Consider the following 24,816-nt stretch of genomic DNA (forward strand, 5'->3'; position numbering starts at 1 on the left):
TTAACAGGCTATTGAGGTGTCCGGTATTACTGATCCACTACAGTGTTGTCGTATACAAACAGAATGTGATCTAACAAAAGGGGAACAAGTTGTTCTCCTTTTGTCGTTTTAGATATTATAAATATTTCTTAAATGATCCCATCGTCACCGAGATAGCCAGCCCCATCAGCAGTGCTGCTGGTAACAATATAGTGTTCGGATAGACGGAAAAGGGAGCTGATAAATAGAGAACACAGGGAATAAACAGCGCCGGTTTCACCAGTCGCTTGGCATGATGATAGAGAAAACTCGATTCATACCCTGCGCCATACCGCCGCAAATCACGCCGTACTATCCCATCCACGCCCCCCACCAAAGCCGTTAAGACAAACAAAGGGATGGAGAGCATGAGAATTGTCACCCGCATCAGAAATACCTGAGTGACATACAGAGTGGCCATCAAGTATTCACGGCAGACCTGCATTAACCAAACGCCTCCCGCATTTAACCCATCAACCACGCCGTTGTGACTATTTTCCTGATGCACTGACTGGACCCACCCCATAAACCCGCTCTGAACAAACAGCCACTGATAGCCTTGTGTGATCCCTATATTGGCCGATGTCACAGGTGCCGATGACGACAGGCTACGGGTGAATCCCTCAGAAAAATATCTGCTCTCCGTTATCATCACCACCCGACTGTGCTCTGCCCCCTGTTCTGACCAGAAAAAGGCAATACCGATATATTCCACGATCAAACTGAGTAACAGTGAGACCAGAAGCATGCCAACAATTTGCCAAGGTATATCCCATAATATGGTCGTTAGAAAACCGGGACGCCGGAGAGGTCTGTGAGGAGGAGTTTGCGGGGTAGAAGAGGATAGCTGAGTCATCAAAAACACATTATTGGTCACTTGGCAATGCCATGCCCGTCCACCAACTGTCGCCAGTACGATAATTGCGGTTCATATATTCAGCTATTTTTGCCAAACTTTCCGGCATTAACGGATCGTTGCGTGTAGAAGGCAACGGCATTCGGACCTTCCACAGTTTACCGCCTTCCAATAAGGCAAATGCCTGACCTTTAGGTAAGCTGATAATATTGGCTGGGGTTATTAGCGGAGTGCGCGTAGAGCTGACACGATCTTGGGTATTGGAGGTAAAATCACTGCCCATTTCCGGGTTAGAAATATCAGTCACGCCGGATATCAGGGTCTTGGTATACACCTCCACTTCCGGTAATTGTTTCGTCATTAACTCAGCCGTCTCAGTATGCCGAACACGTAACATGACCAAACTATTAAAGTTGCCGATAACCTGCGCCGCCTTCGCGGCACTGCCTAACCGAGCCTCAATATCGGGTAATGTTTGGGTATAAGCCGTTACCTCGATTCCCGCTCCGCCCCCCTTGTTAATCAGTGGAATAAACTCATCGCCCATTAGTTCATTAAACTCATCACAGTGCAAACTGATCGGTGTTTTCTCCTTCTCACTCCCCGGCAGGCCGTCGTTAATACCAAACTTATAGATATGCCCGGCGACACTGACCAAGTCCGCAAACATACTGTTCCCCACTGCGGCAGCCACTTCGGGATCAGACAATGCATCCAGACCAATATAGATAATGCCCTTTTTGCGGATCACTTGCTGCCAGTCAAAGATAGGACGGGGATCCGCCATATCGGTGTAGTCAGGGGAGATCAGTTGTGCTGTCTTCCCTGATGTCAATTTCTCCAGCAAAGGCAATAAGCTCGCGACAATTTTGTCATAGTACTTCTGGTCATAGCGCACAGAAGAACGTAATCCATCCAGTATCGGGTCATATATTCGTTTGCCTTCTTTACTGTTTAGCACCTGCTCAATAGCGACAACACGCATTGAGCGCCCCTCCATATGCCGAGGAATATCACGATCATTTAGAATTGGCACCAATGCCTCAATCCTGAACCATAAAGCGGATGCGTGTTGTGACAAGTAGTGTTCGGCGTATATCTCAAATAAATCGCCGATATTATTCACATAGCGCTGAATAAGGCTGAAATCTGGCCGCTGCCCTAACGCGACCAGACCTCGGGCAATAATGTTCACAAAACGCCAGGCGAACTCTTTAAATGCCGCACTATTACCCGCACTGCTGAGCTGACCCGCGACGCGAGTTGCCACCTCGGAAATACGATTAAAACGCCCAATCGCATTATAGCGGGCACTGATATCCGGCCAGCCCAAATGAAAGACCTGAAACTCGTTGGCTCGACCGGCCCGATGCGCTTCTGCATACATCCTTTTGAGCAGTTCAGCATCACCCTTAGGATCAAAAACAATGGTCACATTGCCTCGCCGAATATCTTGCGTGATAAACAACTCTGCCAACCTCGTCTTCCCCACCCGAGTGGTCCCCAACACCAACATGTGACCAACACGCTCCAGCAAGCTCATAGAGACATTAACTTCATCGGGTTCAATGCCATGCAATGCGGCATTACCGCCCACATCGGGTAATGGGCGAACAGGATTAAGCACAGACTGGCTGGATAACAGTTTACAGAGTGTAGGATATTGATATTCAAAACGTTGTTCAAAGCGCCTTGCCACCTGATACAACGCCGGTGGCTTCACATATTTTTCAACCTCCGGACGCAGTGTATCCAGCAAACGTTGAGTCTGTTTTTGCTCCCAGAGAAAACCTTTTCCCAAGAATAAACGCTGATGGCTCACGGGCACCTGATGGCTGGTCATAACATAACGAGGAAGACACCGAACATGACGGCGATAACGCAGTACCCGTAGCCCCTCATAAGCACGTTTCATTGCGAACACACCAAACCCAACAGCCGTGATATAGCTGATACTCGGTGTCAGAGCTACTGCCCACGGTGCTGTCACACAGATATAGCTGGCACAGGCAGCAACAACCGCTGTATTCAATTCAACGGCAGGCCGCAACAGGGTTTCAATGACATAACGATCAGTCATCTTGTTCTATTGTGCTGGCAATGGCGACAGTGATGGCGGTGACTGGCTTTTTTCCTCATCAACAGCGCCATCCAGCCCAGCGAACTGAGCAAAAGTACCAGACAAATTAACGGCTCAAAACCCTCCAGTGGCAGCCCTGCTCTCATTGCTCCACTCCCTTTTCTGTTAATAAAACCGGGTAATGGGATAATCCTAATCGCTTAGCCAGATCACTACCTGAAACCGGCAACAGCGTCACTCCCTTAGCATGTTCGCTAAGGTCGTTAAAAGCAGTCTCACTGGAGACATTGACGACTAACCCCACAGCATTCAGTTGTACTAATGTATCCTGCCGTAACCTTAGCCACTGTCGAGATAACTCATCGTCCCCGATGAGAAAGATGGCTGGCATCCCCGGTAAACTCAAGGTCTTGGCATCGACTTTACCCGATGTTAGCTCAGGAGTATGGACAGGTAACATCGCACTGACAGATAACGGAGTCGCGGGGATCACTATCTCGGTGACCCCCTGTTTTTCTGGCGTCGATACAATATTTTGGTTATTAATACTGTCAAAATAGGCCGCTGTAGATTCGCCGCCTAAATCGGCTACCACGGTGAGTACCGTCGCCCAGCTCATCCCCGAAAAACTCAATACCGCGGCAAATATTATCTGTGATATGCCCGCCGTAAACCTCATTGCATTTCTCCTTGCTGCAACACCACGGGCATACGTCCCTTGCCGAATTTGAGCCACTGCCCACGGTCATGGTTCAAGGTAATGGTCCGGTTATTCACTCGCTCAACCGGAAGTTTCAGCTTCTTAGCCCAAACACGCACCCTGTTATCTTTCCCCTGACTGTCCACCAGATAGATATCCAGTAATCGCTGACTGGCGATCAGGGAGGCGACTTTGCTATCACAAAGGGCACAATCAGCCCGCACGAACAGTGCTAACCGTTCCTGATTCTGCTGACGACTGGCTAAATCTGGCTGAATAGGCATCATGTCAGGAAAGACTCGTCGCCAGGCAGAGTTCACCGCCCGCTGAAACGCCAGCTCGGCTTCTACACGCTGAAAATCCTGTTTGACTGAGAGATCGGCAAAATGTTGGCGTTCTTTATCACTCCGAGCCTCAATTCCCAGCAATGTGATGGGATCCAATCCTGGAGATAACACCCCACGCCGCCCCTGTTTAAGCTGCTCATAGCGCAGCCACTCCTCCGTAGTGAGTCCCCACTCCTTGGCCCTCTTTTGTATTTGCGTTTTGTCCAGTTCCGACAAAGGGGTATTCACCGATGAGTGATGGTGCTGTTGCGAGAATTCGCTCTGCGTTGTCGAGAACGAACCGCTTGCCATAACGGGCAGCACTGCCAGTGCTAAAAAAATAGGAGGACGTAGCATATAAAATCTCAGTTAACCGTTCTAAGACGTTAACTGTGCAAACCTTTCCGGTTGCTCTCAATCAATAACCAGATTTTCAAAAATCAAAAAAACACGGTGATTATTTATGTGATAACCCGAATGGTTAGGAGCATTTGCTCATATTGATACCCAACATAATTTGAGTTGCAGGAAGGCAGTAAGCGAGAGCTGCCAACATACATGCAGCTTGAAATATGGCGGGTAGAAAACTATTTCTTCAATAAAAGAACGGCATCGCGATTAACCCGTGGCGAGAAACGGGAACGTTTTTTTCCAAGTAAAATGGCTTCATCCACTTTCCCCAAAAGATTGACGGCCTGTAAGGCACTATCGTTATTCAGAGCGATATCTGTTCGACTGACTGATATTGAACGGTAACTCTGGGCGTAGGTAAATATTCGCCGTATTTGGGAGCCCCCTTTTTGTAACCCATGGTCGCGATGTCGTGTAGAGATCAACCCATAATGATGTAATTGGAAGAGCCGTAATGCAAGTTGATCAAATCTAAGCAGAAGATAAATACATCGGTACCCTAGTGGCGTATGGCTATGCACAAATATATTCAGTGGAGCGCTGGATATAGAATCAGATAATGTCATATTGGCAGGTATTTGTTTAGTCATTAGGCTATCAGTATCATCAAGCCGATACTGGATTCGACGGTTGGCACCATCAATAACTGTTTCTAAACCCAGCATAGCCACATCTGCATAAGGATTGTCCGCTACAGAATCGCGGTTAATCTTTGAAAGTAAGCGAAACAAGTGAGGCATACCCATAATACCTCCTTTATTTTTTGTAGGGTGTCGCCCAGTCCACGTATTGATGGCATAAAAAGTATGTAGCTCAATATTAAGCTCAGAACACAAGGTGCCTACCTTTATTTTCTTTGGCATAACCATCTCTATTTACCGTGGGTAATTTGATAGAGATATTCAGGGAACTCGTTATTGCTGAACAATAATAAACTATTTATCTGGGAGTGAAATTTCAATCAAACATTCGCTTACAGGAATGATGACAGTGTCATCACTGGATGAGGGCGCGGACGACTTTCTGGACATATTGACTTTGCTTTGACAAAAAAAAGCACTCACCACAGATACATACCACGCATGGCGGTGATCATGAGCCTACCACTCCAGCAGAACCATCCGATGGATGAACTGCTGACCTTCATTCAACCGAACACGATGAACCCTCCAGCAGGTTCTGGCTATTGGGTAAACCCTAATATTATTCCCTGTATTTTGTTTTTCGTTTATTGCGAATTTCGTTTATTTCGATTATTGTTAACCAATACTTTAACAATCGAGGAATATAAATATGACCAATACCAGCCTGACCGGTCTAAATCTTCCGGCAAAACATGAGATTGAAATCGCAACGCGAGGCCAACGAGAGCTAGCAGCATTTCTTTCCACAAAATTAGAGACTCAACAAATCTCCATTAAAGATGCGGATAACGTATCGCACCAAATTGAGCTTCCTACCTCAGCCTTAACCATGCTGATGGATGTTCTTGGTGAGCTGGCAGCAGGTAATGCTGTGCAGGTTGTGCCGATACATGCGGAACTGACTACGCAAGAAGCGGCAAATATAATGAATGTATCTCGCCCTCATATGGTCAAATTGTTGGAAGAAGGACAACTGCCTTATCATAAAACAGGGCGGCATCGTCGAATTCTGTTCGCTGACTTGATGGAATACAAAAAGAAACGTGATGCAGATAGCTTGGTTGCTATGCAAGAGCTTGCTGCTCAGGCACAGGAACTTGGGTTGGGCTACTAACGAATGAAACACTCCCCCTATCCAGTGGTACTTGATGCATGTGTTCTGTATCCAGCAAGATTGCGCGACTTGCTGATGCATTTAGGCCTTGCTGGCTTGTACCAGCCCAAATGGTCAGACACTATTCAAGATGAGTGGCGGCGCAATCTCCTAATACAGCGTAGCGATATAAAACCTGAAGCTTTGGTACATACAACGAGACTAATGAATCGGGCTTTACCTGATGCCAATGTCACAGGATATGAACGACTAATTGAAGGGCTAAAATTACCTGATCGAGATGATCGCCATGTATTGGCCACGGCTATACGGGCAAAGGCTGAAGTTATTGTTACGATGAATTTAAGAGATTTCCCGCCCGATATTTTGACTGAATTTGGTATTGAAGCACTTCATCCAGATGAGTTTATTTCTGATCTTTTCGATTTAAACCATGCAATTGCATTAGATGCAGTCAGGCAGCAACGTAAGTCATTAAAAAATCCACCGATGACTACTGATGAATTTTTAGACATGCTGTTAAAGCAGGGGTTGCCCATGACGATCAAGGCACTTGATGGTTATCGGTGTATGATTTAGTTGTATGATCCATAGATGTATTAGTTTAAGCGTATCGTTGTTATTACCAAGGGATACTGACTCATATTTGTTCTGACACTTTTGTTGAACCAAGTGAAGCCTAATCTGTATTAGATCAAGTCTGAGCTAATATACATAAAGATTGCCCGCTACAGAATCGCGGTTAATCTTTGAAAGTAAGCGAAACAAGTGAGGCATACCCATAATACCTCCTTTATTTTTTGTAGGGTGTCGCCCAGTCCACGTATTGATGGCATAAAAAGTATGTAGCTCAATATTAAGCTCAGAACACAAGGTGCCTACCTTTATTTTCTTTGGCATAACCATCTCTATTTACCGTGGGTAATTTGATAGAGATATTCAGGGAACTCGTTATTGCTGAACAATAATAAACTATTTATCTGGGAGTGAAACTTTAGAAATACATTGATGTTGTTATCACTCACTGCTCGTTAAGTGATGACAGTGTCATCACTTAACCCTTAATTGTTATTATTATATTTTTTTAATCTTTCCTTCGCCTTTTTAAGCGATGCTTTACTCCGGTCAGGAAAAAGTGTTACCAGCTCCGCGTAAGGTAAATGCTGATATGTTTCCAGTCGGTGCCACTCCTCATCACTCCACATCACGAAGGCAGTACCACTCTCTTTTTCACCACGGTATTTAAGCCCCAGCATATTGGCCTTCAGCTTAATAGCCTCCGGTGTCCTGTCTACCAATTGCTGCGCGACACGAGTTCCTATGCTGGCATAAGATTCCCTCAAAATAAGGCACTCCCACTCCTGCCAGCTCCGAGCACTTTTGACCCCCATTTTTTTTGCCATGGCAAAAATGGTTTTCCGTGTTCTCCCCGGCAATAACTGACTGACTGAGGTTATTCCCTCGCCATCAGCATAATGTGTTCGGATGACCTCTTTTTCCTCTTCAGTCCAGAGAGCCGCCTGCGCCTTACAAAGCCCTAACTCTTGGGCTGCCAATCTTATTGCGGTCATCGTGCGTCCCAAATGGGCAGCTAACTCCGTAATAGGGATCTTCCCATAATGGGCTTCCACAAACGCCAATTCGCCAACGGTCCAAGCGGTACGGTGGTTTCTGTATTCTTGATTCATCACCGGTTTCCTTACACATTGCCCTATTCAGCCTTTCCCGGCACGGCAATAAATCATTTGTCTAGCTGTGTACATTGTCAGTCACTCATTGCTGACGGTGATACCGTATCAGATAATGTCAGCAACGCATATCGGTTCAGCAATTGAGCAAACCGACTGTCTATCTGTTGGCGCAGTGCCGAAGGCGGGGTTTGCCCAGACTGCGACTGTACCTGATACTGCCGCAGCAATTCTTCCAGCGGTAATGTCTGTGCCAGCGGTTGTTGAATCGCAAAAACGACAGATTTCAGCTCCGAGACCGTCATATATCCCCGTTTTTTCTCATCCAGACTATTCAGGCGTTCGGCCAGTTGCCGTAAGCGCTCTTGTGCCAGCGCATAGTGTTCCAACTCCACCAATGGCGCAGCACCGGCTTCTCGTTGTTGCTGCCACAACGCATTCAGTCGTTTGACCTCTTGACTGGCGGGCCACAGTTGTTGTGCCTGTGATAACAGTGCATCACCGCGCATTTGTGCCCATAACGGTGGCAACATCGCCAATTGTTCTAACTGCGAACCACTGGCTTGCAGCACGGTTTCAGTCAAACGTCCCAGTTCAGCATCTGAGGTCTGCTTTTTCAGTTCATTGATTGATTTAGCCGTCAGCAGTGTGGGTAAAGGGCTGGCATTGGCGAGTAGGGCCTCCCGCAGCGGATCGGATGAGAGTGATTGCCAGATAGCGAAACCGCCCGTCACCAGCACCGCCATCAGTAATAACCCGGCAACAAAACCGTGTCCGGCCTTCCAGCGCGGAGGGGGTGGCGGCTCAGCTGGAGCGAAAGCCACCTGTACACTCGGCGGAGCCGGTTCGTTGACAATATAGACCAGCGGTGAAGGGCGATAGGGGTTCAGCAGCGAAGTCAGCGGGCCGGCGACAGAATCTGGCTGGCGCGCTAACTGATCGGCCAGTTGCAACAAAAATGGGTGCTGGGTGTTGCTGCTAATCTGTTGCGTACCCTGCTCAATCAGCGACGGCAGCAACCCGGCAAGCTGTGTACTCAGTTCGCCAGCGTTACACCCCGCTGGCAGTAAACAGCCGACGGATTGGGTGATGCGATCGGCCCCGTCATCGGCATGCAGTGACCAGATATACAGCGGCAGCCGCCAGCCGAGCAGCTCAAAACGTGCCGCGAACGCTTGTGCCACGCTGTCCATCATATCAGCGGTGAGGGTTGTTTTTGATTCTTTCTGACCCAGCGTAGTGCGTTGAGCTAAGGCTGAAGTCACCCAGACGACGCCATCCAGCGGACGTCCGCGTAATTTACGCAAAGCACTCAGCCACGCGCTATCGGCCTGCGCCCCCAGATCGCCCCCCCACAGCAGCACAGTGCCACTGTCTTCCTGCCAGTATTGCGACGTCAGACTGGGAGTGAGCTGTTCAACATCCGCCGCACTGCCAGTGAGTAGCAGGATGCGCACTTTACGGGGCCAGAAGCGGCCGTATTGATTACTCAGCGCATGTTTCAGTTCGGCAACGATCGTATGATGTCGTGGGATTTGTGCCTGCCCCATACGGTGTTCACTACCCGACGGAACATTCTCTTCTTGTACTTTGTGGCGGTACCATAATAGCTGGACGGTTCGCCCTCCGTAGCGAAATAGTAAGACGACAATACTTAAGCCCAGCAAGAAAGATATTTTGGCTCGAGGGGTATCCAGACCGATTCTTTCACCAAAGTGATAAATGCCCCAAGCAAGCGCTCCCAAGACCAATATTATCAATCCGAAACGGCTCATCCAGCGCAATATGCTATCCGACGCGTTCATCCTTTTTCCCTGTTGTAACAATATTCATAAAATGTTCTGGTCCGTTGCTGGAGAACCTTAAACTGATTTTTTACTTGCAACCCTTTACTACCCGTAAATTTATCGCTTGATAGTCACTCCGTTGAGAGTTCGGTAGTGGCATTAGCTTATGAGGTTAATGAAGGCATCACTATCGTGGCCCATAACGGTGTATTAGACAGACCGTCACCGCTCATAATAAGTTGGGGTTTGCTCGCACCTGTCGCACAGGCAATTGCGAGCCAGGGAGCAGCAGGGCCAGGGTACCCAAGAGTGCTACCCAGATCGTGTAGGTCCTGGCCGATATTTATTGGACTCGACAACGCTTTCAGCCCTGTGGCAATTGCCCCATGGTATGTCGCATCAACCCCCACCAGCCAACCAGAGGTTACTGCTTCAGCAGACACTGGCACCCAATCCAGAGATTGTCCCATGGCATAGTGCAGATCCTGAGTACCCATGTCGTGTGCTTGCTCCGGTCGGTGCAGACTGGCCAATGACTTTAGTTCAGTCTGCGCCCAAGCATTACCCAGCAATAATCCCACGACAGCTTCCGCTGTTCCTTCCGGCTGTTCCGGCGCAACCTGCAATGCCACAACCAATAACAGTGACTTTTTATTGATGCCTTGATCCAACCACTGATCCAGTGTAGCCAAGCCACTGCCCTCAATACGCGTCACAGGTTGCCGAATATGGCTGTCTGCCCAACTCTGCTGCCAAATGGCCTGAATCTGACTATCAGATAAACAGCTGTTGCTCTCAACTAATAGCGCCAGTGATACATCAGCAGGTACCGATGCCAGCACAAGACTTAATTCTTCCAAGGTTTTATTTAGCCCCCTAGCCAGCAGTTGTTCCGGCGTCTCGTTATCAAGCCGAAACAGTCGACTATGTCGTATACCTTCATCGCTCAGCCAGGAAGCTTGGGTTTTCAAGGATTGAGTTTTCTCCTGTAAAGCGTTCAACTGCAACTGACCATTGGTATCATCCGGCTCACGCAGTGCGCTGTGCAGACTAACGCCCAGTACCTGTAAAAAACGCCGTCCACGCTCAGTTTCGCGTTGAATAGTTTTCTCACGATCTTTATTCCAACCATTTGCCATGGCTTGGTTGCCCTTGTACCAGGCCATACGTAATACCAATAAGGTAAGCCAAGACAATGCTGGTAGCGCTAATGCAGTCCCCCAAAACGTTTCTGCGTTTATCTCAGGTTTTGTGCTGCTACTTAGTATTGCGTAAGCCGTTCCCCCTAATAACCCAGCTAGCAGTAATAGCAACCATACCCACCATTTAGGTTGATTCGGCCTCATAGCAGCAGTTGGAATTAGCTTTAAGTTAACCGGCATTTTCAGTGTGCCGTCGCTTGTGGCAGACTCGATATCAATACACAACCGCAAGCACAGCGATGGCCGCTGAAGGCAACAGGTATTCCGTGATCCTTGAAGGTTGGGTGACCCTCAGCAATAATGGTCGGACCATGGCCAATAATCGGGCAACTGACCGCATCACCCTGTCGCGCGACACCGATACCGCTAAATTTCATGTTGGTGGAACCACTGAGCACAGAGCCACCGCCAGTGTGTTTATCACCAATACGAATAATTCCTTTCATTTATTTCAACCTCGTCAGTTTTTTGCCTGAAAATATTCCGGAATCGAGGGGGCAGCTAATAGTCTGGATGTCCAGGGTAGTACAACTTCAATACCCGGCCTGTCTCACTGCCGGGAAAGAACTACGCCTCACCGACTAACCGCCAATCTACCCATTGATCCTGTTGAAGATATTTATCGCGCAGCGGCCAGGCGCGGGGCTGAAACAGCTCAACCACATCGGTGGGCATGATGTCACCCTGCTTAAAGAAACGGATGTCTTCTTTGCTGGTTCCTTCATGGGGTTTCCAGGCAATCTGCCAATAACCGCTTTGCGGGCAGGGTTCGCCGCTGCGACATAGGAGAAGCGCCACATCATCCTTATCAAAATCCGGCGAGGTCGGTAGGGGTTTGCCTGTGGCGGGGTTAAGCAGTTTATCTTTGGCCAGTTGAGTTATCAGGGCTTCACTGGGTTTAGTGGGCGATACATTGGCTTCGCGGGCTTCCAGCCACTTTAGCTTGCCGTCCCAGGCAGGCAACTTCGCCGGGGGCAACGGAACGATATCGTTGATTTCAGGTACCGTCGGATGCGCATAGGAGTAATTCGCCAATATTCTCCAGATTTTTTCATAACGCTCGACGCGTTCAGGGTCGTTAGGTAGGGCCAAATAATCAAATTCATTCGTAGGCTCCGGACCATTAAATCCACTTTCTAAAAAGCTGGCGGAAGACGAATTACCGGCCGCGATTCCTAGTTGAAACGCTTCCACGGCCTCTTGATAGTGCTTGCGGTTTTGCAGGTTGATCCCCAAAGCCTGAGCGGCCTCACCGTTGCCCTGTTCGGCGGCACAGCGGCGCATCTGTCTGGCAACATCAGGTGCCATTTTTGCCGGAGCCAGCTTGTCACCGACATACGCTTGAGCCTGAGCATTTCCCTCATCTGCGGCTTTGCGATAGTAACGCAGCGCCATTTCCTGATCCTCTTTCAATCCTACAGCACCATTTTGCAGATAGATGGCGATAAAGTAGTAACCAGTGGCTATTTTGGCATCAATCAGTTGCTGACTCATGCGCAATCGCTCCGGACGGCTGAGGTGGAACTGACCGCGCATGGCTCCGTTCTGCAGGTTAATGCTGGCTTTATAATGGCCATTAGCGGCGGCAATGCGATACAGTCGCTCGGTTTGCGCATCCACAGTTTTGTCTTCTTTAAGCTGATTATTGGCCTGTAACCAGCGGGCGTATTTAAACAGCACATCAGCGTCCACTGTGGGCTCAGGGAGGGTTTCATGTACGCAGGTAAAGGCCAGTTTGGCATTAATATCGGTAAGTGGGTCCATGGAAAAATCCTTGTTTACAGAAGTCGGTGCGCTGTCCCCGTCGCAGGCGACTAACAGCAGGCAAGATATCAATAACAGTCGGCACATCAGTCCATATCCTTCAGTGTTGGCTCGTTGTACAGAAACTTAATCAGTGGCGCTTTAGGCTGGTCGGTTCCCGTACCCTGGAGATCATTATTCTTGCTGATAAGTTTTTCCCAGGCTTCAAACGCCTTGGCCGGATCATCCTGCGCACCTTGTTCATTCGTATGCAAATTCCACAACCGCCGCCGCAACGCCTGCGTCACGCTGGCCCAATCATGAGCAATATTCATTTCGCTATCGACCTGCATACTGCGGGTATTGATATTCGCCGAGCCGTGGGTAGTAAACACATCATTGATAATCATCAGTTTGGAGTGGATATATACCGGCATCCAGTTATCCGGAGAGGAATCAGGAGCCACCAGAGAGCAAATATGGACTTTCAGGCCAGGGCGACTTTCCGGAACAATCGTACTGTCTTTAATCTCTTGAATTTTCTTATTATATTCGTCTTTCATTTCGTTTTTCTTTCTGAGCAACTCTTGGGCTGCGGGATCTCGAGGATCAATATAAGAAAAAGATCTGGTGGGATCCTCGACTTTGAGCTTCTCGATTTTGCGCAATTTAGTTACTTCAGGAATAGTATCTGCACGCCCGAGGCTGTCGAGCATACGTTGTGTATTCATCGTGCCCGCACCAATGCCCTCATCCGTCACATTGGTCACAACGAACAAATGTAACGCCCCGTGCTTACCGGGATCACGGCCCGCTTTCGTTTGGGTCTCAGCTGCTTTTTTTATCGCTTCCGCTAGTGGAGGCCAGCGGAAATACTGGTTCTCGATATAGATAAATTGTGTCGCATTATTGACCGCTTTCATGTAGAGCGTTTCGATATCACGCTTACTTTCCTGTGGCTGGGTGCGCAGAAGTTGAGCCATCAACGGGGTGCCGTAACCTATTCGTGGTTTTAGCTGTTTCGCGACGTCCTTAGCGTGACGCAGTGTCAGCAGGTCCTGACCGGTCTCCTTGCGCCAGGCCGTGGCGAAATTCTCATGTAAGTGTTCCAAAATTGGCCCGGTTACGCGACTGGAGATATCCTGCCGAGGTTTATCGCCTCGTGGCCCTGCGTTGGGTGCCGGTTTACTGCTGACACTACGTTTTTCCACAGAGTGAAGATCGGTATCCCAATACTCGTCAAGCATGTTATGGCCCATGACGAAACCAACGGCATGTTCCGGTAATTCGTAATCAACCAATACGGTTTTTTGATGGTGAGTGACACTTCCAGCCATAGTGGCGTAGTGGATCACAAAATCAGGACAGCAGAATAACCTGTTTCCACTTTTCTTCATGCAAGCAAGGCGATAGACCACCATTGTTCGTAGATAGCTTTCCGGGGATTTCGCTCATCAGCACGGCAAACTGCTTTAGTATTTCTTTTTCCATCTCAAGGCGCTTTAAGCTGCTGAATCTCGTGTTGTTCAGGTGTAATAGCATTGCCAACCGGCTCAATCCCCTGAAGCTACTGCTTATACAGCCGTATCCATTTGCATAAATGGTCAGGGTTGAATTCGAGCGCCTGCGCGGCTTCCCGTACATCACGCTGGTATTTAACAACCTGTTCGATAGCTTCGAGTTTGAACTCTGGGGAAAATGTGCATTTAGTCCGACGAGTTTTGATCATGGATTACCTCACGTTCACTGTTTTAACATTAGCAGGATTTCGAAGTGTCCTGAATGACTGATCCACGACAATACCAGAGGAAACAATGATGAAAGACAGCATTTATGACTATATAAAATCGCATCAGTCTGAAAAGACTTTCTGGAAAACTAGCGAAATCGCCACCGCATTCGATTTGTCTTCTTATCTGGCACGCTACTACCTCACCCAACTCTGCAATGAGGGAAAACTGCAGCGGCCTCAAAATCAACGCGGCAAAGCGGTTCTGTGGACGATCCCCGATGACTGAAGCTGGCCCCCTTAGATATTCTCAGGGAGGTGATAACATATCCCGGTCACTTTTCTGAGCCTGACCCAATGAAAAAAACAGCCCCTGAAACTAGAATCCGGTTCGTTCGTCAAGGATACCTTGTGTCAGTACTTCAGTGATACACTCTACAGCCTGAAAACCACTGAAGGTACATGCTCTCATCAAGTCGAGTATCCAACAAATTAAATACATAGTGTGTCAGGTGGTACTAAAAACCGGAGGGACTACAATACCGCTTGAATGGGGGTGCCCATTCAATTAGAACCGTTAATTATGAATGGATCTTTTCACGGCATGGGTTCCGGATAACCATTATTACCAAGATCAATGCCATACTTAGAAAAGTCCAGTTCAATACCCGGCCAGTTAACCGTATAAACATCCCCCAAACCATAGATCATACCGTTCAACGGATGAGTTAAATACTGGGTAAAGTTACCTAGCAGAAATTTATCTCCGCTCGCGCCAAGATAGCCAACACCAAAGGTCTGCCCATCCATATTGGTATAGAACATATGCTCTTTACCCACCGCAAACTCTTTCACATCGGCAGCCCGGAATGTCACACCGGAACCGTATACTTGGTACAACTGATGCCCCCCCCATGTATACAACATATTATCTTGGGTCAGCGCCGCATTCCCAATATAGCGAGATTGCAACGTTTTGATGTTTTGCATAATAACGATTGGCGGGGCGACTTCTAAATTGGTCAATGCTGCGGATTCATATTGAGAACCAGGGTAATTCTGCCCTAGGTGGAAATGAGTACCCCAGCCAATCACTGAACCATCGTCCAGTAGTGCTGTGCCCCAACCATTGCCACCGGCTATATACACTATCTTATCGGCATAGTTTTTCAGCCCACTGATTTTCCGTGGCAAGGCAGATAGACCTCTATAGTCCTGATAACCATAGTGGCACTTTGACTGACCACCCCGCACATCATTACGTGTGGCTATCGGGCCAGTTCCACTATGGACATATTGAGTAAACCCTAAACCACAGCCTTCGTTATCACCAAATCCCCATACTGAATACTCGTTACTGCCATTGACTGTGACGGCAAAACTCCCTTCATAAGCAGCCCCAATCAACGTCACTTTTTCATTACCCAGTACAATCTGCGTCGGTATGGTACGAGTTAAATCAGCTTCTGGTGCCGTGGTTGCGTAACGATTATTGCCACATTGGTTATAACGGCATTCGCCGAGAAACCATAAGGTACCATCAGCTTTTTGCATCAATGTAGTGTATTCGCCGGATGCAATATCCACGACACCACTCAGTACTTTGCAGGGCGTTGGGTTATATAAAACCTTACTACCATTACACACTGTAGACCCCGCTTCACCATACAGATCCTGCCCCCAGCTCCATACATCACCATTTTCATCCAAGGCAATCAGATGATAAATACCACCGGCTATCTTACTGATCCGCAATGTCGAATTGGATTGTCCCGGAGGGATAACTACCATTGCTGGTTTGGCGGTATCAGCATTACCTGATATACCGTTTGCCCCATTCCCTTGTAAGCCATGGTCGCGGTAGCCCCATACCCAGAGCTTACCGTTGGAATCAATCCCCACACCAGTATCAACCAATCCGGTTTGATCACTGAAAGTGATAGCTCCCTTTGATGTCGACTGTTTATATACCGGGCTTTGGTAAGCAACAGCCTGCTTTTGGTCAAAACCAAAAACCACCAATGGCAGATAAGCCGTTGTGTTAAGCCGCGCCGCCGCTATTTGATCATATTTATACCCTGACTGACTTTCCGTTACTGTCACTTTGGCCCAACTTGTCAAGACAGTATCCTGTGGAAAATGGTAGGCCAGATTCGCCTTTAACACATTGGTACTGCGCACTTGCTGGCTATAACTGTGAGTACTGCTACTCACCAAACTCTCAGTGACAATATCTGCCAACCGAGCCTTTTTGGTTAACAGATTACTGCCATCAAGTGTGAGAGAAAGCAGTGCGGCCAACAAGGGTAACAACAATGCATACATCACTGTTAATGCGCCTTTTTCGCAAGCCACTGTACGGAATGTTTTTTTAATCATATTAGCGAGGCTCATGGCTGAAAATCTCTGTGGCTTAACGTGGCATCACGATGCTTGAAATAGCAATATTCGGGGGCATCCTGATCAATGAACCGATGAAAGGTAAAAAGGTACTGGTACCTGCACGTTCGACACAAAGTGTGACGCGGTAAATCGGAACCCATCCCCATTGGGTACGCTCACTGATAAACGTCATTTTTGCTGCTGCAACATCCGACAAGATACCATCAGAGGAAAGGCAGCTATCATCAGTGGCATAAGACAAAGTCAGTGGTTTGCCATCAACCCAACTGTTGTCGACAACCGGATCACCCGCACTGCTCGTCGTGAAATAAAAGGTTTCAAGACGCACGGCTACCGCTTTACCAGGGAATGTGCTACCCAACAAATTCAGCGCCACTTTTGCTATATCATCCACTTCAGCCGGTATTACCTGTTTCCTTTCGTCATACAGATAAGTTCGCTCGCGAATAACAGAAGCAACGGAATGCACAGTACGTTCAACTTTGCCTCTATTAAGATTGAGTTGGCCTAGATCCAGCACAAAATAAATAATTACAATCAGCAAAGTAAATATCATTGAGGCTTCCAGGGCTACCGCCCCATGAGCAGATTTAACCGATATAAAAATGCCTTTGAACAGGTTTATTAACGATGCGTTACGCCAATTCATAATGCTGGACATAGACAACCTTGCGACTCAGTAAGCTGTCTTTAAATGAAGACAGGAAAAACAGTTGGGTCAGCACCGGGTTGTACTGATATTTAATACTGTAAACCGCCAATTTCGCGCCACTTGCAGCCGTCGAGGCTTGACAACTATTAGCAACCAATTCATCAACGGTTCGGCAATACAGTACATCGCCGATGGTTATAGCATCGGAACTCCCTAGCCAAGGCCATAACTGGCTATTTCTCTCCAGACTGTGGATAAAGCTGGTGTGATAATTGACTGAGCTACTGCTGTCGAAAGAGGCTTCTCTGCCAGATTCAGCCACGGCAAGGTCTAAAGCGGCAGAAATAAAAATCACACGGCAAATTTCGAGGAATAGAAACATCAACAGTAAAAAAGGCCCTATCAATAATGCAAACTCAAGAGAAATTGCGCCCGAATCAGATCTGATGTTTTTCCTGATAGTGAGTATGAGCTTGTTGCTATACATATAACTTTCCATAAGTTATCAGTCAGATAAAATGGGCACAAGGCCACGATGATATATTTAATACAATAGATACTGATGAGAACCGCGTAATTAATGCACATTTACACTCAAGTTTAAAGATATCTAATAGCATTAGACGACAAGGCAAAAAAAATTACAATAATAATAATCTTATTTAATATGCATTAATTTAAAAAATCATAAAAAACTTTTATTTTAAACAACTTACGGTCTGTGCTTATAAAAAAATAGACTCTGATCACTTGTGCGAATTTTATTTGTGATTAGTTTACATAAAGAATTTTATTAGAAAACAAGACGCGTAAGGGATACCGAATGAGCTGATTGATTATTATGTTAAAAAGACACCTATCAATCTAAGTGGCAAGCAATATCGTAACGTTAAAATAAAGTTAATTTAATTACTATTATAAGTATTAATTTTGATAATCAAGATATCGCCGCTATCTTCATAAATCATTTTACTAGGCTACGTTAATTTACAGTATTTAAAAACACTCCAAGGGTTTAGCATGCTACGACTAAAAATTAATAAAAAAGATAACATACAAAATCAAATTGTAAAAGGAATCATGGAGTTAACCAATAGAAGAGAACTAAAATACGGGGATCATTTGCCCTCAATTACTGCAATGAGTGATTCATTATTGATATCCAGAACTTCAGTAATCGGTGCTTATGATAAATTAGTAAAATTAGGAATTATTCAGAGTAAAGAACGAAGTGGCTATTTTATATCCATTATTGTCGATGATAATCAAAGCGCTAAATTAACAACTAAAATTATGTTTGAAGAGAAAGAGGAAAATAAGATACAGCAAAATAGGATTTATCATGCAAGGGATGTAGGAATACCGGAAGTGTTTGTAAGAAAATTCTTCATGGAAATAAGGTTGAGAAAAAATAAACCTAATGAATTGTTGGATATTCGACAGTTAATGGCTGACACACTATTTTCAATGCGGCGCTTAAAAGCAAACTATAACACCTCGATTGTCACCAAAAATGTAGTGTCGTTCTTGTTAACAGTGGCAGTCGCAATTAAGAAGAGAACGCCCAACCCAACAATCATTCTGGAATATCCGTGCTACAACAAGGTGCACGATATTTTCTCTTCACTTGGATTTAAAATTGTCTTGGTTCCAGTGGATCAACATGGAATACAGGTAGAAAACCTGGAAAATCTCAAAGCAGATTGCATTTATCTCACACCAGCACATCAATTTCCGACTGGCGCAGTATTAAGTAAAGAACGGCGCGATTATCTATCAAACTGGTGTCTGAAGAATAATGTTTGGTTAATTGAAGATGATTCTTTATCTCTGATGAATCTGGGAGAAAAGACCAGCAATCCTATGCATATCAGCCATCCTAGCGAAAAAAATATTTATGTTACGTCGATGGCATTAATCCTTGGTAGTGAAAACAGTGCAGGTATCGGCATACTGCCAGCAGAGCTGTATCCTGAGATCAGCCAACTAGAAAATATACTCTGTAGCGAAGACTCGCTACTCACCTATCGTTTAGTATCAGGGTATCTGCACTCTAATAGAATGATCCGTGATATTGCCAATCTGGCACATAAAAGACGAAAAAAGTATCAGCTTGCTACGGATGGCTTACGTAAAGCCTTTGATCATCCCCAAATCTGGGGAGCACCCCGATCAATCTACTTCTCATTTTTTATTCCACCTGGGATTGTAGTTGATCATGATACGCTGCCACCCAGCTTAATTCCGATGCCCACAATCTTTGATACTTTTGGTTTTAGTTGGCTAGAGCAACGAATTATTTACCCTTTCGCATCTCTAGAATTAGAAGAAATAAAACTGATTAATGATTATTTTCTGAAAAGAGTACAAGACCAGTAGTTTATTAACAATAACCAACACAAAAAATATTTTGATAAATCCTGCCGACTTGTGACATTAAAAAATAAAACAATCACTTGCCGGTAGATATCGCCCACCGAAAATATAAACTTTGTTGTTTAATTGTAAAGTCCATGCTGGGAAATAAAAATCTGTACCTATATTCTTAAATATTCTGTGATTGATAAATATAAAGTTTTGGCTCTACTATGAGTATCACAATAAAAATATAGTAGTTACATAATTTATATGCAGGATTAACCGCCTATAAGTTATCTTTGATATATTTCATCTATAAAGGATTTATAATGTTTACTAAAGCCTCAAACATGGTATTAAACACGTCTGTTTACCTGGCTGTTAAAGGTCAAGAAAAACTGAAAGATATGCTGGCAAATGAAAAGGGTGTTACTGCCATTGAATACTCAATGATCGCAGTAGCTGTTTCTGCAATGTTGTATATTGTTCTGGGCGATGGAACAAGTGGTGACAATTTCTTGGGTAAAATCATTTTAGCCTTCGATAAGATTCAAGAGAGTTTAGATAAGTCTATTAGTGCATTCCCTACTCCATAGTAGGTAGCCTTACGAAACACTCACTTTTAGCCGATAAAAGGGCCAGTAGTGAGTGTTACAAGGTATTTATATTAACATTTTATATTTAATATGATCAGGAAATTTATGTGGCTGAATTATGGAGTACTGCTGATTTGGTGCGGTATTCTGTCACGCATCTGTTACACCGACATCCGATACAGACTAATTAAAAACAAAGATATTTTAATATTGCTGATTTTAGTTATCAGTACACTGTTTATTCTTGATAAACCCTTTAACTACCCCTGTGCACTCATTACGTTGGCTATCGGATTTATCTTGGTCACGATCAATATCGTAGGTGCTGGCGATATAAAGTTACTCGCCGTTCTGGCATTAACATTCCCTGATGGAATTATTTTAGGCTACCTGTTGGTCATGTCGATATTGGGCAGTATTTTGGCAATTATTGAGTTTATAAGGCTGCGTTTTGAAAAACGGCAGTCCCGCGGCTTACCTTACGGCGTTGCGATAATAGGAAGTTATCTGTTTGTTATTTATGATTTATTTATTACTTAAGATAGACATTATACGGGGCTTGTAACGTGAATCAAAAAATAATCATGGCCATGGCGGTACTGCTCATTTTAGTCGGTGGACTGGGGATTTTTATTTTTTCTGGCAACAAGAATGAGAGTAACAATGAAAACTCATCATCTCAGACAGAGAATAAACCCACAGTCGAGCAGGTTCCCGTCAACTTTGCTATTGCTAAAGTCGAGCTAAAAGCAGGCTCTATTATTTCCGAACAAGACATAAAGATAGAAACCATTTTACTGGACCCAGGCCACTGGTTAGCTGAAGAACAAGAAGCGGGCCAGTTAGTTATGGTCGGCTATGTAACATTAACCGATATCAGTACCAATAGCCGTATTCGTACCAACCAGATAGCCATGCCTGGATCTGTCGCCTATTTATCACAGATGGTCACGCCAGGTTATCGCATTTATTCATTTAATCTGAGTGAACAGCAAGCCTCACAGTTAGCCGCGGTAAAAGCAGGTGAATATATCGATATTTACTTTCGCTACAACATGGTTATTTCCGGCTATAAAACCCAGATATTGCAACGTTCTGAGCCTGCAATCCGCCGTATAGGTAATTTTAATGGCACTAAGTTATTACCTATTTTGAACTCCAAAAAATTGCTGTACATGGACCAAGGGTCTAGTAATGGTGTCGTTTCCAATATCAATAAAGTCATCACTAAAGGCACCCCGCCAGAAAATAAAAACACTGCCAAGAGCAAACCAGAGAGTGGTACAAAACTGTATGTAGAATTAAGCGACCTTGATATTAAACGGCTGTATACCGTTGATCCTTACGGCGATTTCATTCTATTTCCAGCCAGTTTTGCCAAGAATAAAGCAAACTCTACAGATGAAATTCTGCCAGAGGCCATTCGTCAATTAAAAGGGAAAAAAGGATAATTTATGGCAAATAACGACTGGCTAAATCTGTCGTTTTTCAGGCGTTTACTGATGCGAATTCTGACAGTTTTTACCACAATGGTATTAATAACAGGTACTGCTTTTGCTCAAGATATTTATATGGAGAAAGGTGAAGCCCGTACTTTAAAAGTCAATGGAGTAGTTGATACGGTATTTATCTCCAATCCAGACGTTGCTGACTATGAAGTCATTGATGAAAAACAAGTCGTGATATTTGCTCGAGAAAATGGCCGGGCCAGCCTGGAGATCTATGGCGGCGAAAACAATACAACCTTGATGACGATGAACATTGTCGTCGATCCATTGCTGGGCAATATCAAAAATGAAATGACTGAAGAGTATCCCGGCAGTGATATTGATATAAAAAAATACGGTGAAGGTTATGTATTAACAGGTACCGTGCCAGATGAAGACGCCAGGGAAGGGATCTATATGACCGTAGGTCAGGCTTTGGGACTAAAAAGAAAAGAAACCAACCTAAAAATTAAGCCTGGTTCAGTCAGTGCTATCGGTGGTGAAAGTAACAACGATGAGCCAATCGACTTTATGCAAAAAGTTGTCTTTGAAGGGTTAATTAATCGCCTGAAATTACCCGCAACGAATCAGGTCAACGTCAAACTGACGGTTGTCGAAGTGACGAAAACATTTATGGATAACGTTGGGATCGACTGGAGTAATGCTGGATTGGGGGCAGGCCAATTTAGCCTGACTAAATTCAGGTTCGATGCTAACTCCTTGAACAGCCTAATTTACGCTATAAAAAACGACTCTATAGCCCGTATATTGGCCGAGCCAAATTTATCGGTACTTTCTGGAGAAACTGCGGATTTTCTGGTAGGCGGTGAGATTCCTATTGTGACAACCTCCATGGCGGGTTCCACCATAACCTATAAGGAATTTGGGGTGAAACTAGTGATTGCGGCCAAAGTTGAAAGTAATAACAAAATAAAACTTAACCTGAGTGAAGAGATCAGTAGTCTGGATGGGCAATACGCCCTTGGTGACCTTAATATTCCTAAATTACGTTCGCGAAAAGCCAGAACAACGGTTGAACTCGGTGATGGAGATAGCTTTGTACTGGGCGGTTTATTAAATGAAAATGAGAAAGAATCACTTTCAGGTATTCCGTTTATTAGCGATATTCCAATATTAGGCGCGTTGTTCCGTCGCACCGGAGCGGAGCGCGAGCGCACTGAGTTAGTCGTGGTCGCCACTGTCAATCTGGTTAAACCCATTTCATTCAATAAAGTGGCACTGCCCAATTTTGTACGCAGTAACCTCGCCGAACGCTTCTTTAATATTAGTGCAATACGCGAGTCAAAATCCCGCAAGCAAGTAACGGAGTTTCTTGATAAGGGAGGTTTTGCACAATGAAACTTAACCGATGGTTAGTCACGAATACCTTGATTTTAGGATTGGGGATATTGAGTTTCCCCGTAAGAACATTGTCCGCACCATTAGAAAACTCATCACAGCTAATGAGCCGGGTTTCTGACCACATCCTTTACGCTAATACGGTTATCGATAGAGAAATTTTGGTGGGCGAAATATTGCAAAGTTACCGGAAACTGAGCGATGCAGTGATATTGATTAATGGCTACCAACCTGCTTTTCGCAATTTGGCTTACGATATTCGGGCCCAACTCGTCTCTGCAAATGTTTCGCCGGCATCTATCCATATACAATCAGAATCTACCGGGTTTGATAGACAAAAACGTGGGTTGGTTACCGTATCGTTAGAACAATATCGCGTCCCACAATATACCTGTAACTACCATCGGCAAGATTACAAATACCGTGATAGGGATAAAGTGGGCTGTAGTATTGAAAATCTACGTAATTTAAGCATTATAAATAGAAAGTAACCCTCTATATTTATTATAATTAATAGGTATTTCAGAATGCTATTATTCTCCAATAAAGACAAATCGGAGACATCTGCAGAAAAAAACACTGTCGTTATTATTTCGGCACGTTCTTCATGGATGAATGAAGTGAGCAGCCAGTTGGTATTGAAGAATGTCACTAATATCCAGAGGGTCACCAATAATTTTCTTACTATTGAGTCTTTAAATTTATCACCAACAACTCACACTATCATTATTGATATTGAAGATGCGACTAACACACATGAAATAACCAATAAAATCAATACGATTTTAGTCAACACTGCCAGTTGCTTGGTGGTAGGTGACAGTGATTCAATCATCCTGTCACAACAATTTGTACAGGCAGGGATTAATTATCTTCACTATCCTTCGCAACTGACAGATATCGTGGCTCGCGTAAAAAGTACTCGTCATGAGTTTAACAACAAACGTTCTGCCATTAAAATCAGCATTTTGGGCTGTAAAGGTGGAATTGGCACATCCACGATTAGTTATCATCTGGCACAACGTATTGCAGCCAATAACCGTGTTCCAGTATTGCTGGTACAAGGTCATGGTGGTTCTCAGGATATAGATATTATTTCTGACCACATATTAGAGAATGATGTCACCGAAGTGACAGACTATCTTTCAATTAAGCGAAATGGAGGTGAAATAACATCAAATTTCACTGACCCGTTATTGGAACGTTATAATTTTTCCATCTTCGATTATCCCGTATTTAATATTGAGAAAGAAAAGATAGAGCATATTTTAAACTTCTCTGACTGCGTTATTTTTATTATCAGCCATGACTTGGCCTCTTTGCGGGTGGCAAAATTAGCGCAAGAGGTAAACCGCTTTTTACAAACAGTCGGTGATGGTGTCAAACGCGAGTTTACCTGCCTCAATCAAACTAAACCCGCAGGTGGGGCAATGCTGTCCCTCGGTGATTTAACCACCCTACTTAACAATGAGATATCGACGCAGATCATCTACCAGCGGCCACCGAACGACCCATCTAAGCCATTAATATTAAAAGGGAAACCATCAGAGGCATTAACTATTTTAATGCAAAAAGTCTTAGGGAAAGATTTGATGTCACGCAAATTGACCAACAATCTGTCTGGTCTGATGCAACGTTATTTTAAAAAGTAGGCGGGATAGGG

General features: G+C 45.1%; 25 protein-coding genes and 2 pseudogenes. 11 read left to right on the forward strand and 16 right to left on the reverse strand.

Features of this window, described 5'->3' with window-relative positions; translation table 11 throughout:
* Positions 1-115: 115 nt before the first annotated feature.
* The 5 genes from AC971_RS19575 to AC971_RS19595 all read right to left on the reverse strand — a co-directional run bounded on the left by AC971_RS19575 (position 116) and on the right by AC971_RS19595 (position 5,254).
* Positions 116-874: a TIGR03747 family integrating conjugative element membrane protein gene (locus tag AC971_RS19575; RefSeq protein ID WP_025381221.1), complete on the reverse strand. Its 759-nt coding sequence runs from the start codon at positions 872-874 to the stop codon at positions 116-118.
* 10 nt (positions 875-884) lie between these two features.
* The gene (traD, locus tag AC971_RS19580) at positions 885-2,954 is read right to left on the reverse strand and encodes a type IV conjugative transfer system coupling protein TraD (RefSeq protein ID WP_025381222.1); all 2,070 of its coding nucleotides are present in this window, start codon (positions 2,952-2,954) and stop codon (positions 885-887) included.
* Between the two features lie 142 nt (positions 2,955-3,096).
* Complete coding sequence (locus AC971_RS19585; RefSeq protein WP_231573041.1) at positions 3,097-3,573, reverse strand: integrating conjugative element protein; 477 nt, start codon at positions 3,571-3,573, stop codon at positions 3,097-3,099.
* 56 nt (positions 3,574-3,629) lie between these two features.
* Complete coding sequence (locus AC971_RS19590) at positions 3,630-4,337, reverse strand: TIGR03759 family integrating conjugative element protein (protein WP_231573036.1); 708 nt, start codon at positions 4,335-4,337, stop codon at positions 3,630-3,632.
* A 230-nt stretch (positions 4,338-4,567) separates the two neighbouring features.
* Positions 4,568-5,254 carry a PFL_4669 family integrating conjugative element protein gene (locus AC971_RS19595; protein ID WP_231573037.1) on the reverse strand — a complete coding sequence of 229 codons (687 nt, stop codon included), beginning with the start codon at positions 5,252-5,254 and terminating at the stop codon, positions 4,568-4,570.
* A gap of 430 nt (positions 5,255-5,684) precedes the next feature.
* Between AC971_RS19595 and AC971_RS19600 the strand changes: the two genes are divergently transcribed.
* On the forward strand, positions 5,685-6,149 hold the full coding sequence (locus AC971_RS19600) for a helix-turn-helix domain-containing protein (protein ID WP_025381225.1): 465 nt from the start codon (positions 5,685-5,687) through the stop codon (positions 6,147-6,149).
* A gap of 3 nt (positions 6,150-6,152) precedes the next feature.
* Entirely contained in the window at positions 6,153-6,728 is a 576-nt protein-coding gene (locus AC971_RS19605; RefSeq protein WP_025381226.1) for a PIN domain-containing protein, read from the forward strand.
* Positions 6,729-6,854: 126 nt separating this feature from the next.
* Here the strand turns inward: AC971_RS19605 and AC971_RS25845 are convergent, their stop codons facing one another.
* From AC971_RS25845 to AC971_RS24490, 8 genes and pseudogenes are all read right to left on the reverse strand, one after another.
* Entirely contained in the window at positions 6,855-7,055 is a 201-nt protein-coding gene (locus AC971_RS25845) for an AcaB family transcriptional regulator (RefSeq protein ID WP_072071379.1), read from the reverse strand.
* Between the two features lie 155 nt (positions 7,056-7,210).
* Positions 7,211-7,837 carry a hypothetical protein gene (locus tag AC971_RS19610; RefSeq protein ID WP_025381228.1) on the reverse strand — a complete coding sequence of 209 codons (627 nt, stop codon included), beginning with the start codon at positions 7,835-7,837 and terminating at the stop codon, positions 7,211-7,213.
* 77 nt (positions 7,838-7,914) lie between these two features.
* A complete protein-coding gene (locus AC971_RS25665) occupies positions 7,915-9,642 on the reverse strand; it encodes a VasL domain-containing protein (RefSeq protein ID WP_025381229.1) in 1,728 nt (575 codons plus the stop codon).
* Positions 9,643-9,788: 146 nt separating this feature from the next.
* Positions 9,789-10,970 carry a hypothetical protein gene (locus tag AC971_RS19620; protein ID WP_231573038.1) on the reverse strand — a complete coding sequence of 394 codons (1,182 nt, stop codon included), beginning with the start codon at positions 10,968-10,970 and terminating at the stop codon, positions 9,789-9,791.
* 38 nt (positions 10,971-11,008) lie between these two features.
* Entirely contained in the window at positions 11,009-11,272 is a 264-nt protein-coding gene (locus AC971_RS19625) for a PAAR domain-containing protein (RefSeq protein ID WP_025381231.1), read from the reverse strand.
* A gap of 121 nt (positions 11,273-11,393) precedes the next feature.
* Positions 11,394-12,590: an SEL1-like repeat protein gene (locus tag AC971_RS19630; RefSeq protein WP_231573039.1), complete on the reverse strand. Its 1,197-nt coding sequence runs from the start codon at positions 12,588-12,590 to the stop codon at positions 11,394-11,396.
* 86 nt (positions 12,591-12,676) lie between these two features.
* Complete coding sequence (locus AC971_RS25350; RefSeq protein WP_174407864.1) at positions 12,677-13,966, reverse strand: phospholipase D-like domain-containing protein; 1,290 nt, start codon at positions 13,964-13,966, stop codon at positions 12,677-12,679.
* Between the two features lie 32 nt (positions 13,967-13,998).
* A pseudogene (locus AC971_RS24490) lies at positions 13,999-14,298 on the reverse strand (transposase); the annotation flags it as partial.
* A gap of 88 nt (positions 14,299-14,386) precedes the next feature.
* On the opposite strand from AC971_RS24490, the gene AC971_RS19645 reads away from it, so the two are divergent.
* Positions 14,387-14,587, forward strand: a complete 201-nt coding sequence (locus AC971_RS19645; protein WP_048677824.1) for a FaeA/PapI family transcriptional regulator — start codon at positions 14,387-14,389, stop codon at positions 14,585-14,587.
* An 84-nt stretch (positions 14,588-14,671) separates the two neighbouring features.
* Positions 14,672-14,758 (forward strand): annotated as a pseudogene (locus tag AC971_RS24495) (Rpn family recombination-promoting nuclease/putative transposase); the annotation flags it as partial.
* Between the two features lie 137 nt (positions 14,759-14,895).
* On the opposite strand, the gene AC971_RS19650 reads toward AC971_RS24495, so the two are convergent.
* Genes AC971_RS19650 through AC971_RS19660 form a run of 3 tightly spaced genes read right to left on the reverse strand, consistent with a single transcriptional unit; the run spans position 14,896 to position 17,840 of the window.
* Entirely contained in the window at positions 14,896-16,677 is a 1,782-nt protein-coding gene (locus AC971_RS19650; RefSeq protein ID WP_158499214.1) for an RCC1 domain-containing protein, read from the reverse strand.
* A 34-nt stretch (positions 16,678-16,711) separates the two neighbouring features.
* The gene (tadF, locus tag AC971_RS19655) at positions 16,712-17,362 is read right to left on the reverse strand and encodes a tight adherence pilus pseudopilin TadF (protein ID WP_025381236.1); all 651 of its coding nucleotides are present in this window, start codon (positions 17,360-17,362) and stop codon (positions 16,712-16,714) included.
* On the reverse strand, positions 17,337-17,840 hold the full coding sequence (locus AC971_RS19660; RefSeq protein ID WP_025381237.1) for a TadE/TadG family type IV pilus assembly protein: 504 nt from the start codon (positions 17,838-17,840) through the stop codon (positions 17,337-17,339). Before AC971_RS19660 ends, tadF begins: the two co-directional genes overlap by 26 nt.
* Before the next feature lie 533 nt (positions 17,841-18,373).
* On the opposite strand from AC971_RS19660, the gene AC971_RS19665 reads away from it, so the two are divergent.
* The 7 genes from AC971_RS19665 (at position 18,374) to AC971_RS19695 (ending at position 24,805) form a co-directional block, all read left to right on the forward strand.
* A complete protein-coding gene (locus AC971_RS19665) occupies positions 18,374-19,732 on the forward strand; it encodes an aminotransferase class I/II-fold pyridoxal phosphate-dependent enzyme (protein WP_025381238.1) in 1,359 nt (452 codons plus the stop codon).
* 308 nt (positions 19,733-20,040) lie between these two features.
* On the forward strand, positions 20,041-20,307 hold the full coding sequence (locus AC971_RS19670; protein ID WP_025381239.1) for a Flp family type IVb pilin: 267 nt from the start codon (positions 20,041-20,043) through the stop codon (positions 20,305-20,307).
* A 105-nt stretch (positions 20,308-20,412) separates the two neighbouring features.
* Positions 20,413-20,847: an A24 family peptidase gene (locus AC971_RS19675; RefSeq protein WP_048677825.1), complete on the forward strand. Its 435-nt coding sequence runs from the start codon at positions 20,413-20,415 to the stop codon at positions 20,845-20,847.
* A 26-nt stretch (positions 20,848-20,873) separates the two neighbouring features.
* Positions 20,874-21,758 (forward strand): hypothetical protein, encoded by an 885-nt coding sequence (locus tag AC971_RS19680; protein ID WP_025381241.1) that lies wholly within the window; start codon positions 20,874-20,876, stop codon positions 21,756-21,758.
* Between the two features lie 3 nt (positions 21,759-21,761).
* Positions 21,762-23,153 (forward strand): type II and III secretion system protein family protein, encoded by a 1,392-nt coding sequence (locus AC971_RS22290; protein ID WP_025381242.1) that lies wholly within the window; start codon positions 21,762-21,764, stop codon positions 23,151-23,153.
* Positions 23,150-23,644, forward strand: coding sequence for a hypothetical protein (locus tag AC971_RS19690; RefSeq protein WP_025381243.1), 495 nt, complete (start codon positions 23,150-23,152; stop codon positions 23,642-23,644). The genes AC971_RS22290 and AC971_RS19690 overlap by 4 nt, the downstream gene beginning before the upstream one ends.
* 36 nt (positions 23,645-23,680) lie before the next feature.
* Positions 23,681-24,805, forward strand: coding sequence for a CpaE/TadZ family protein (locus AC971_RS19695; protein WP_025381244.1), 1,125 nt, complete (start codon positions 23,681-23,683; stop codon positions 24,803-24,805).
* Positions 24,806-24,816 lie beyond the last annotated feature (11 nt).

Origin of the sequence: Yersinia similis (genome assembly GCF_001053095.1) — a bacterium.
Lineage (GTDB): Bacteria > Pseudomonadota > Gammaproteobacteria > Enterobacterales > Enterobacteriaceae > Yersinia > Yersinia similis.